We start from the raw sequence: 9346 nt of genomic DNA on the forward strand, positions 1-9346 counted from the left end.
CCTCTGTTCGCGTTAGCGGTATGGAGTCCTCGGGAGAGAGCGATGTTGGCCAAACGGATCATTCCCTGTCTGGATGTGGCGGCAGGGCGGGTGGTGAAAGGGATCCAGTTTGTGCACTTGCGGGATGCCGGGGATCCGGTAGAGCTGGCCCAGGCTTACGATCAGGCGGGGGCCGATGAGCTGGTCTTTTTGGACATCACCGCCACCCACGAAGAGCGGGAGATCTTGCTGGAGGTGGTGCGGCGCACCGCAGAGCAGGTGTTCATTCCCCTCACGGTGGGAGGAGGGATCCGCGATCTGGAGGGGATCCGGCAACTGCTGCGGGCCGGGGCAGACAAGGTCAGCCTCAATTCGGCGGCGGTCAGGGATCCGGATTTGGTGACTCAAGCCAGCCGCTGGTTTGGATCCCAGTGCATTGTGGTGGCCATCGACGCTCGCGCCAAACCGCAGGGAGGGGGATGGGAAGTGTACGTGCGCGGGGGGAGGCAGCCGACGGGGCTAGACGCGGTGGAGTGGGCCAAAAGCGTGGCCGAACGGGGGGCAGGGGAGATCTTGCTCACCAGCATGGACGCCGATGGCACTCAAGCAGGCTATGACCTCGAGCTAACCCGGCGGGTGGTGGATGCGGTGTCGGTGCCGGTGATCGCCTCTGGGGGTGCAGGAGCGTGTGCCCACATCCGCCAGGCTCTGCAGGAAGCGGGAGCAGAAGCAGCGCTGTTGGCTTCTCTGTTGCACTACGGCCAGTTAACGATTGCCCAAATCAAAGCCGACTTGGCCGCCCACGGCATTCCGGTGCGTTGCTAACTCTGCGAGGGATCCTATGCAAGCTCAGGATCTGGCCGCTCTCTTGCCCAAGGTAAGTCGGCTGGCGGAGGCGGCAGGACAGGCTATTTTGCCCATCTACAGACAGGAGCAGCTTCAGGTAAGGGCCAAGGCGGATGCCTCTCCCCTTACAGAGGCGGATCTGGCCTCCCACCACCTGATCCTGCAAGGCTTGCAAGACCTGACCCCAGGGATCCCGGTGCTCTCGGAAGAATCGGGCGGGATCCCTTACCCAGAGCGGCAACAGTGGGAGCGGTTTTGGCTGGTGGATCCCTTGGATGGCACCCGAGAGTTTATCGGGCGCAACGGCCAGTTTACGGTGAATATGGCTCTCATCGAGGAAGGGATCCCCATCCTGGGGGTCGTCCATGCCCCAGCTCTGGGCCTCACCTACGCGGCTGCGCAAAAGCTGGGGGCCTGCAAGAGGGAAAGGACTCCGTCCTGCGTTCACGAACAGCCCATCCGCACCTGCCCTTACGCCCAAGAACCCCTACAAGTGGTGGCCAGCCGTTCCCACAGCAACCCGGAGACGGAGCAGTTCCTCGAGCGGCTGCGGCAGCGCTGTGGCTCTCTGGAAGTGAAGTCTGTGGGCAGTGCCCTAAAGCTTTGCCTTGTGGCCGAAGGATCTGCCCATCTCTACCCTCGCTTCGGCCCCACCATGGAGTGGGATACTGCCGCTGCCCAGTGCATTGTGGAGCAGGCGGGGGGAAGGGTTACCGATCTGGCAGGGGATCCCTTGCGCTACAACAAGCCCGACCTGCACAATCCATCCTTTGTGGCGGCTGCCGAAGGCATGGCCCAACTGTGGCAGAACCTGATCCCCTGAGCGAAGCCCCGGCTACATGCCCATCTCCGTAGGGTTAAAGCCATCCGGGAACTTGGTGTACTCGTCGTAGAGGGCACCGCGAAAATGGGTGTTGGTGATGATGGCTCCGCGCAGATCGGCCCCAATTCGCAAATCGGCCCGGTTCAGCTCGGCTTCGCTGAGGTCGGCCCTGAGCAGCTTGGCTCGGTAGAGGTTGGCCCCCCGCAAGTCTGCCTTCACCAACTTAGCCCCAATCAGGTTCACCCGTCGCAGCTTGGCTCCGCGCAGGTCGGCTCCCGAGAGATCCGCTCCCGACAAATCCGCCTCGCGCAAATCGGCCCCACTCAAGTCGGCATCCCGTAGGATAATGCCCTTCAAATTCGCGCCACTCAACTGCGCTCCGCTCAGGTTGGAGCCGGAAAAGTCCCGTTGGCCAGACGCATAAGCCTGCAACAGTTGCTTGGCATCCAAGAGAGGCTTAATACTCGCTGTTGTCATTGTTGCTTGTTCTCTCACAAAACCGTAGGCAGACTAACCTCAGCCCTGCTGAAAGCAGGTTATGGCCCTTTCGCGGGTTAATTACCTCATAAGGATCCCCGCCACTTAAGGTAGAACGCTTTGCCGACAAAGCCAGCCCTGCTGGCCGGCAGAAGGGCTGCCAGAGTCCTTGTTGGTTAGCTTACCACCCCCCGGCCCAAACTCAGCCCGGCGAGCCTTGAGAGTCGGAGGAGAGCGACATTCCGCCTGTTAGAGCTGGTCAATCTCCTTGCGCAAATTTTCCAACTCCAGATCGACCTCACTCTCACTTGCGGTGGAAGGTTGGCCTGAGGACTTTGACCCTCCAGAGGGCAACTGACCCTGGATCGACGCCTTGAGCATCAGCAGCTCGTGATCTACATCCGAGCCACCCGCCTCCAAAGCGGCAAACTGGTTTTCCAAATTGTCTACCGCCAGCTCGGCTACTGCCGCCGACTGGGCCTCCAGGGAGTTCACCTTCTCCTCCATACGCTCAAAAGCGGCAAAGGCGCTTGTGGCGTCCACCCGCCCGATAACCTGATTGATTTGCTGGGAAGCCTTGGCGGCGCGGGCGCGAGCGATGAGCATGTCCTTTTTGGTCTTGGCCTCAGCGATCTTGCTCTCCAGCTTGGTCATGTTGGACTTCAGGATCTCCACCTGCTTAGTCTGCTCATCCAACTGCCGCTTCAGGCTTTGGGCAGTCTCGGCAAAGGTTTTCTTGCGCACCAGCGCTTCCCGAGCCAAAGCTTCGTTGTTGTTGCGCAGGGCCAACTCGGCGCGTCTTTGCCACTCATCAACACTCTGCTGTGCTTGCTCATACTGCCGCTCTATCCGCTTCTGGGCAGCAATGGCCTGGGCAACCGCTTGCCGCATCTGGTAGTGATCCTCAGACATGTCCTGAATGGTCTGGTTCAGGATTTTCTCCGGATCCTCGGCGCTGCTGACCAGCGCATTGATATTGGATCTAATGATTCGGCTGACCCGATCGAACAATCCCATCGGTTGCTTCCCCCTCTAGCGGTCTGACCTAATGCTACCCTTGCTGCTTTGATGCCTTCCAGTGCTTCTACTCCAGTATAGGGATCCAGGGCAATTTGCGAGTTGCCTGTGGATGAGTTCAACATGTTGCTCTACAATGCCGGTGCAACCGGGTTCCTAGCCAATGGAGTGAGAGCGCTCTGGCCTTACGTCGGGGTGCTGTGGGCATTCAATCTTTAAGTCTTGCGGTAGGGATTTCTGGAGTTGGGTGCGGATCCCTGTCAGGCAAAGGGCATACCTACCCCGGCTTGGAGTGGGTATGGCTGGAAAGAACTGTAACATTCGCTTGCCCCAATACCCTCCAGAGCCGATAATGCTTGCTTAACTTCGTTTGCTGACCGACAATCCCTGTTCTCTGATCGGGGCCATCCGCAGGTCGAAACGAAGTTGAGTTTGGCCGGTGTTGTCCGAGTTCTCCGCCCCAGATTCACGATTCAGGAGAGGGATCCGTGGCTCAGCGCCCGATTATTCTGGGTATTGTTGGCGATAGTGCTGCTGGGAAGACCACCCTTACCCGCGGCATTGCCCAAGTCTTGGGGGAAGAAAACGTCACTGTCATTTGCACCGACGACTACCACCGCTACGACCGCAAACAACGCGCTGAACTGGGGATTACAGCCCTCCATCCCGACTGCAACTACCTGGATATCGTTCAGCAGCACCTGACGCTCTTGCGCACCGGCCAGCCGATCCTAAAGCCCGTCTACAACCACAGCACCGGCACCTTTGACCCGCCAGAGTATGTCAAGCCCAACAAATACGTGATTGTCGAAGGGCTGCTGGGCTACTTTACCCGTGGTATGCGGGATAGCTACGATGTCAAGGTTTATTTGGCTCCCCCAGAACATTTACGAGCCCTTTGGAAGATTAAGCGGGACACCCGCAAGCGCGGATATACCGAAGAGCAAGTGCGAGAAGAGCTCAAAAAGCGCGAACCCGATTCAGAAGCTTTTATTCGTCCACAGCGCCAATGGGCCGATGTAGTGGTCACCTTTTACCCGCCCCAAGGGGGATCCGACCAAGACGAGGTATTGCTGAATGCACGCTTGGTGCTGCGCCCCACCATTCCTCACCCAGATTTTTGGCAAATCCTCAATGCCCGCGACAATCACCTTAGCTCTGCCATTCGTTTGGATTTGGATCGGGATATGGGCAAGCCCGTCGATGTTTTGCAGATTGATGCCCATGCTACGGCCAGCCAAGTGATTGAGCTGGAGCGGATGCTCTGCAACGAAATCCCTTACCTGGGCAAGTTCTGTAGCTTAGAGGGAAACCCCAACATCGGCCAGTTGATCGGCACCACCGGCGAGCTGCTCCAGAGCTATCCCCTGGCTTTGACTCAATTGCTGATCACCTACCACATGCTAAAAGCGGCCCATATCTACCAGTAGAATCCGTGGCGGTGAGGGATCCCCAGTTTCGCAAGACCTGCAGGGTAAGGCTCGGCCCAGCACGGTAACCCGCTCCCAGAGCAGAGTCTTGTGAGCTTCTGTCAAGGACATGGGCTGTGCTGGAATTGAACCAGCGGCTCCCACCGTGTCAAGGTGGTACTCTACCACTGAGTTAACAGCCCCTACGAGCGATGCCGCTGTGCATCTGCCTGAAGGCCGGAAATAAATAATATCACATCTTAACCTGTCCCATTGGGATTAGCCTGGGTGGAGAGTGGACGGGTGCCCTATTTCAAATCAAAAAGGGGATCCGGTCAGCAACTGGTAGTGCAACACCTGGGGTGGGCGAGCAAAGTAGGGCCCGATGAGGGCACGCCAGCGGACAAAGTTTTCCGATTGGCGAAAGTTGACCAGATGGGCCTCTAGGGATCCCCACTGAACGAGCAGTAGGTATTGCTGAGGGTGCTCCAGACAGCGCTGCAGTTGGTGCCCTTGGTAGCCGTCGGTCTGCTGCAAATAGATGAAAGCTTGAGCGATGGCGGCTTCAAAGGCGGCTTCAGAGCCGGGGGTAATTTCAAACTGAGCCACCTCAAGGATGGAGGAAGCAGTCATGGGTTAGGTATGCAGGCCGCATTCGGTTTTGCTTGTGCCCTTCCAGCGTCCAGAGCGGGGATCCGCCCCTGGCTCAACAGGCGCAGTGCAGTGGAGGCAGCCGATACTGGGGTAGTGGCGATCGTGCAGGGGGTTGTAAGGGATCCCGTGGTCAAGGATGTATTTCCAAACTTGGCCATTTGTCCAGTCGGCCAGCGGGTTGAGTTTGAGGCGGTTGCGCTTGCCGTCCCACTGCACCTTGCCGATATCGGCGCGGGTGGGGGATTGTTCCCGACGCATCCCTGTAATCCAAGTGGTGCAACCGGCCAGAGCACGATTCAAGGGCTCCACCTTGCGGATGTTGCAGCAGAGGTCGGGGTTAGAGCGATACAGTTCTGGCCCGTATTGAGCTGCCTGCTCTTCCGGGGTAAGCAAGGGCTTGAAGATCTGCAGTTGCAAGTGGGGGTAGCGCGCCAACACCTGCTCCCGCAGTTGTAGGGTTTCCGGGAAGTGAAAATCGGTGTCCAGAAAAAAAGCGCGAACACGGGGGTTAATCGCCGTGAGCAGATCGATCAGCACTAGGTCTTCCGGGCCAAAGCTACAGGCCAGCACCAGCCCATCTCCAAATTCTTCAACCGCCCAGGTGAGCAGGTCGCTTGCCGACAAAGGCTCAAACCGTTCGCTCAGGGACGCCACTTGAGGTTGATACTGCTCCCGCAGCGCTTGAGCCGCCAGCTCCCAGCGGCTAGAAGGAGAAAGGCTTGCTGTCATAGGGGGAAGACACCGAACTCGACGATTTTTGCTTTTTTAATCTACACTAATTCGGTCAAGCTTTAGGGGTTTTGATTACCAGGCGGCAGCGGGCAGAGGGAGAGAGCGGGATCCCTTGGCCCGGAGAGGGATTTGTCCCCAGCGATCCCGTCGGATCCCCATCACCAAGCCGTGCCAGAGGGGGCTGGGATCCAACTCCGGCAACTTAACCCAGTGGTAGCGCAACACCCCTCGTCGTGGGTTCACGTCCAGCTCAAACACCCGCAGAGCCGAAACCGGCCCTACCAGAGGAGGTGCTGTCAGGTAAGGGATCCCATCGCGGACATACACCTTCGGCACATGCAGATGCCCACTCAGCACCGCCACCACCCGTCCGTGACGGGCCAAGAGAGCGTGTAGCGCCGAGGCTGGTTCGCTGAGGAGCCGGTACTTGCGAAACAAAACCGCGTCCATTTGAGTGGGAGCAATGAAGGGCGGCTGATGGATCAGCAGGATCAGCCATTCTTCCGGCACCGTTTGCAGATGTTCGTCCAGCCAGTGCAGTTGGGAGGGGCGTAGCACGCCCTGAGGTAAAGGGAAGCGTCCTAAGCTGGCGTCGAGGGCAATCAAGCGGATCCCGGGCAGAGGGGAAAGGCTGTAATCGACGTAACCAGTGGGAGCCAGGGACAGGGGAAATTGGCTTTGGCACCAACGGATAAACTGATCTCGGTTAAAGCGTCCCTTTCTCCTCAGGGTGTCGATATCGTGGTTGCCCAGGCTGAGGTAATAGGGCACCCGCAGTTGGGCAACAATCTCCTGGAAAGATTGAAAGCTCTCCGGATCCGCTTGATCCACCAAATCCCCGGTAAACACCACGAAGTGCAGATCGGGCACCTGGTTGAGATGGGCAACGGCGGCTTCCAACTGGCGGCGAGGGGAATCGGACATCCACCAACAGCGGCACCCCGTCTCGGGCATCAGGTGGACATCTGAGACTTGAGCAAAGCAAATGCGTTGGGTTGCCATTGTTTAGGTACTTATTCACACCTCACGCCCGCATCATAGTCAATGAGGGGCCGGGGGGCTATGGGCTTCTCTTAACCTCAGCTGGGAGCCATCGGCAACTGGGGCACAGGTAGGGCTGTGAAAGGGGCGCGCAGACTGGTCAAATTGGTCTGAGAGGGTTTCCCAGGCTGTCACCCCCAACTTTTCTCCCAGCAGGATAGATTGAATGGATTGATGAGTAGCAAAGCGGTCTGTACCCTTTGCTCCATCCCATACTTCCCGGCTCTGGAAAACTGCCGGATACAGCGCTTCAACACCGACCACATCCCCTCAATCCGATTCAACTCTGGTGTATACACAGGCAAGGGAGATTGGGTCGCCAAAATCCGGTTTACCCCCTTGCCCATCAAGCCGTGGGATCCAACCGCATCAACACCTGCCCAAACTCCACCGATTGCCCATTGCTCACCAAAATCTCGGTCACCACGCCTGCCGCTTCGGCCTCGATCTCGTTCATCAGCTTCATGGCCTCGATGATGCACAGGGTTTGGCCCTTGTTCACCCGTTGGCCAACCCGCACAAAGTCAGGTTCACCTGGAGCTGGGGCGCTGTAGAAAGTGCCCACCATTGGTGACGTCACGTCTATCCAATGGCTGGGGGTGGATTTGGGAGCAGTGGGAGGAGGGGGCGCTTCTGCAGGAGCAGGAGGAGGCGCAGAGGAGACAATAACCGGACTGGCGGGGGTGGAGGAGAGCTCAGTCGGGATCCCTTTGCGCAAGGTGAGGCGAAAATCTTTGAACTCCAGAGTTAGCTCGGTAACATCGCTCTCTTGCAGAGCGGCCAGGAGAAGACGAATTTCCTGCCAATTGACAACATCCAAGGGAAGGTTCACTCCTGATGCATCACCTGTCCACAACAGAAATCCATAACCGAAAAGGAGAGGGAGAACTCACTCCCGGCCCAGATAGGTGTCGGTGCGGGTATCGACCCGAATCCGTTCTCCAACCTTGATGAACAAAGGCACCTGGATCTCAGCACCGGTCTCCAGCTTGGCCGGCTTGGTTCCCCCAGTGGCGGTATCTCCTTTCACCCCTGGATCTGTTTCCACCACTTCCAGAACAACGGTGTTGGGCAGCTCCACATCGATCACCTGCCCATTCCAGCGCAAGATTGACACTTGCATGTTTTCTTTCAGATATTTCACGGCGGAGCCAATTTGGGCGGCGGTAATTGGAGCCTGCTCATAGGTCTCCATGTCCATAAACACCAAGTTGTTCCCTTCCGCGTAGAGATACTGCATCTCGACTTTTTCGATGGTGGCTGCGGGCAGGGTTTCACCGGCGCGGAAGGTTTTCTCCACAACGTTGCCAGTCTGCATGTTTTTGAGCTTAGTGCGCACAAAGGCTGCCCCCTTGCCGGGTTTCACATGCAGGAACTCGATCACCTTGTAGGGAGCTCCGTCAATTTCTACAGAGACGCCAGGGCGCAAATCGTTGCTTGAGATCATGTCAGCAGAGGGATCCGTTGCTTAGACTTCCCAATCTTACCGTGACGATGGGGCACTCCGTTCGCGCTGGGGAGGCGGAGTCCGATTCAGCCCTCTGAGATCAATCGGGGGCTGGCGACCGTAAAGGGGCAACACCTCCTGCCACTGAGGGCGCAATCCGGCCCGAAAATCGGCGCGGGCCAATTCTGCCAACGCCACCACAGGTGCAGAATCCACAAAATCGTCGGCATCTACAGATAAAGCTTGCGGCCAATGGCGGAGAAGGGCCTGCCAAGCCTCTTCCTCCCAGAGCCGATCGGCCGCTTCTGCAGCGATACGCTCTTCCACCACCCGATACACACCGCCATACCGCTCTCCTCGTTTGGCGTCCATCTGCACCGCCACCGTCAAGGGCTGGGGCGGGGATCCCTGCTCCTGCCACACCTGGCGGGCGAGGACGGCCAAAGCCGAGTAGCCGAACACGGGGATGCGCAGTTGCTGGCCCAGCAGGCGGGCTACACTCACCCCCAAACGGCTGCCCGTAAAGCTGCCCGGCCCCAAAGCTACAGCGATCCCAGCTATCTGCGACCAAGCTTGACCGGCCAAGAAGACTTTCAAGCAGGGGTGCAACTGCGCTGCCATCTCCCGATCCAGCCACCAGCTCTGACTGCGGGTTTCTCCCAACCCTGGCTCCAACGGCAGCAGGGCCAGGCCCAAAACGGGCGTGGTGGTGTGGATCCCTAAAATCCAGCGGACAAGCGACATGGCCTCTCTCAGGATCAAAAAAGGTGGTTGACGAAACTTAACGGATGTTTTAAGTTTAGGTTGTCAATCTTCGCGCTTCCTCAGGGAAGTTTGACCTCATGACTACTGTTATCCAACGTCGCTCAACCAGCAACGTGTGGGAGCAGTTCTGCGAGTGGGTCACCTCCACCGATAACC

11 protein-coding genes and 1 tRNA gene are annotated in these 9346 nt (G+C 58.1%); 3 read left to right on the top strand and 9 right to left on the bottom strand.

Annotation, left to right across the window (positions count from 1 at the left end):
- Positions 1-42: 42 nt before the first annotated feature.
- Entirely contained in the window at positions 43-804 is a 762-nt protein-coding gene (hisF, locus tag ACVWXF_RS08050) for an imidazole glycerol phosphate synthase subunit HisF (RefSeq protein ID WP_457474113.1), read from the top strand.
- Positions 805-820: 16 nt separating this feature from the next.
- Entirely contained in the window at positions 821-1648 is an 828-nt protein-coding gene (cysQ, locus tag ACVWXF_RS08055) for a 3'(2'),5'-bisphosphate nucleotidase CysQ (protein WP_457474114.1), read from the top strand.
- A gap of 12 nt (positions 1649-1660) precedes the next feature.
- Here the strand turns inward: cysQ and ACVWXF_RS08060 are convergent, their stop codons facing one another.
- Together ACVWXF_RS08060 and ACVWXF_RS08065 are read right to left on the bottom strand one after the other, a co-directional pair.
- Positions 1661-2125 carry a pentapeptide repeat-containing protein gene (locus ACVWXF_RS08060; protein WP_011432098.1) on the bottom strand — a complete coding sequence of 155 codons (465 nt, stop codon included), beginning with the start codon at positions 2123-2125 and terminating at the stop codon, positions 1661-1663.
- Positions 2126-2374: 249 nt separating this feature from the next.
- Positions 2375-3142 carry a PspA/IM30 family protein gene (locus ACVWXF_RS08065; protein WP_011432097.1) on the bottom strand — a complete coding sequence of 256 codons (768 nt, stop codon included), beginning with the start codon at positions 3140-3142 and terminating at the stop codon, positions 2375-2377.
- Between the two features lie 488 nt (positions 3143-3630).
- Between ACVWXF_RS08065 and ACVWXF_RS08070 the strand changes: the two genes are divergently transcribed.
- Complete coding sequence (locus ACVWXF_RS08070) at positions 3631-4572, top strand: phosphoribulokinase (protein WP_457474115.1); 942 nt, start codon at positions 3631-3633, stop codon at positions 4570-4572.
- Positions 4573-4682: 110 nt separating this feature from the next.
- Here ACVWXF_RS08070 and ACVWXF_RS08075 read toward each other — a convergent pair.
- From ACVWXF_RS08075 to tsaB, 7 genes are all read right to left on the bottom strand, one after another.
- Positions 4683-4754 (bottom strand) — tRNA-Val (locus ACVWXF_RS08075).
- A 115-nt stretch (positions 4755-4869) separates the two neighbouring features.
- Complete coding sequence (locus ACVWXF_RS08080) at positions 4870-5184, bottom strand: antibiotic biosynthesis monooxygenase family protein (RefSeq protein WP_414344235.1); 315 nt, start codon at positions 5182-5184, stop codon at positions 4870-4872.
- A 3-nt stretch (positions 5185-5187) separates the two neighbouring features.
- On the bottom strand, positions 5188-5934 hold the full coding sequence (locus ACVWXF_RS08085; RefSeq protein ID WP_011432094.1) for a phosphoadenylyl-sulfate reductase: 747 nt from the start codon (positions 5932-5934) through the stop codon (positions 5188-5190).
- A 75-nt stretch (positions 5935-6009) separates the two neighbouring features.
- Positions 6010-6939 carry a metallophosphoesterase family protein gene (locus tag ACVWXF_RS08090; protein WP_457474116.1) on the bottom strand — a complete coding sequence of 310 codons (930 nt, stop codon included), beginning with the start codon at positions 6937-6939 and terminating at the stop codon, positions 6010-6012.
- 385 nt (positions 6940-7324) lie between these two features.
- Positions 7325-7798 (bottom strand): acetyl-CoA carboxylase biotin carboxyl carrier protein, encoded by a 474-nt coding sequence (accB, locus tag ACVWXF_RS08095; RefSeq protein ID WP_011432092.1) that lies wholly within the window; start codon positions 7796-7798, stop codon positions 7325-7327.
- Positions 7799-7867: 69 nt separating this feature from the next.
- On the bottom strand, positions 7868-8425 hold the full coding sequence (gene efp, locus ACVWXF_RS08100; RefSeq protein ID WP_011432091.1) for an elongation factor P: 558 nt from the start codon (positions 8423-8425) through the stop codon (positions 7868-7870).
- Positions 8426-8461: 36 nt separating this feature from the next.
- Positions 8462-9169, bottom strand: coding sequence for a tRNA (adenosine(37)-N6)-threonylcarbamoyltransferase complex dimerization subunit type 1 TsaB (tsaB, locus tag ACVWXF_RS08105; protein ID WP_457474117.1), 708 nt, complete (start codon positions 9167-9169; stop codon positions 8462-8464).
- Positions 9170-9346 lie beyond the last annotated feature (177 nt).

The organism is Thermostichus sp. MS-CIW-40, assembly GCF_054058315.1.

Coding starts and splice junctions, on each gene's coding strand:
- hisF (WP_457474113.1), top strand. CDS start 43: ATGTTGGCCAAACGGATCATTCCCTGTCTGGATGTGGCGGCAGGGCGG.
- cysQ (WP_457474114.1), top strand. CDS start 821: ATGCAAGCTCAGGATCTGGCCGCTCTCTTGCCCAAGGTAAGTCGGCTG.
- ACVWXF_RS08060 (WP_011432098.1), bottom strand. CDS start 2,125: ATGACAACAGCGAGTATTAAGCCTCTCTTGGATGCCAAGCAACTGTTG.
- ACVWXF_RS08065 (WP_011432097.1), bottom strand. CDS start 3,142: ATGGGATTGTTCGATCGGGTCAGCCGAATCATTAGATCCAATATCAAT.
- ACVWXF_RS08080 (WP_414344235.1), bottom strand. CDS start 5,184: ATGACTGCTTCCTCCATCCTTGAGGTGGCTCAGTTTGAAATTACCCCC.
- ACVWXF_RS08085 (WP_011432094.1), bottom strand. CDS start 5,934: ATGACAGCAAGCCTTTCTCCTTCTAGCCGCTGGGAGCTGGCGGCTCAA.
- ACVWXF_RS08090 (WP_457474116.1), bottom strand. CDS start 6,939: ATGGCAACCCAACGCATTTGCTTTGCTCAAGTCTCAGATGTCCACCTG.
- efp (WP_011432091.1), bottom strand. CDS start 8,425: ATGATCTCAAGCAACGATTTGCGCCCTGGCGTCTCTGTAGAAATTGAC.
- tsaB (WP_457474117.1), bottom strand. CDS start 9,169: ATGTCGCTTGTCCGCTGGATTTTAGGGATCCACACCACCACGCCCGTT.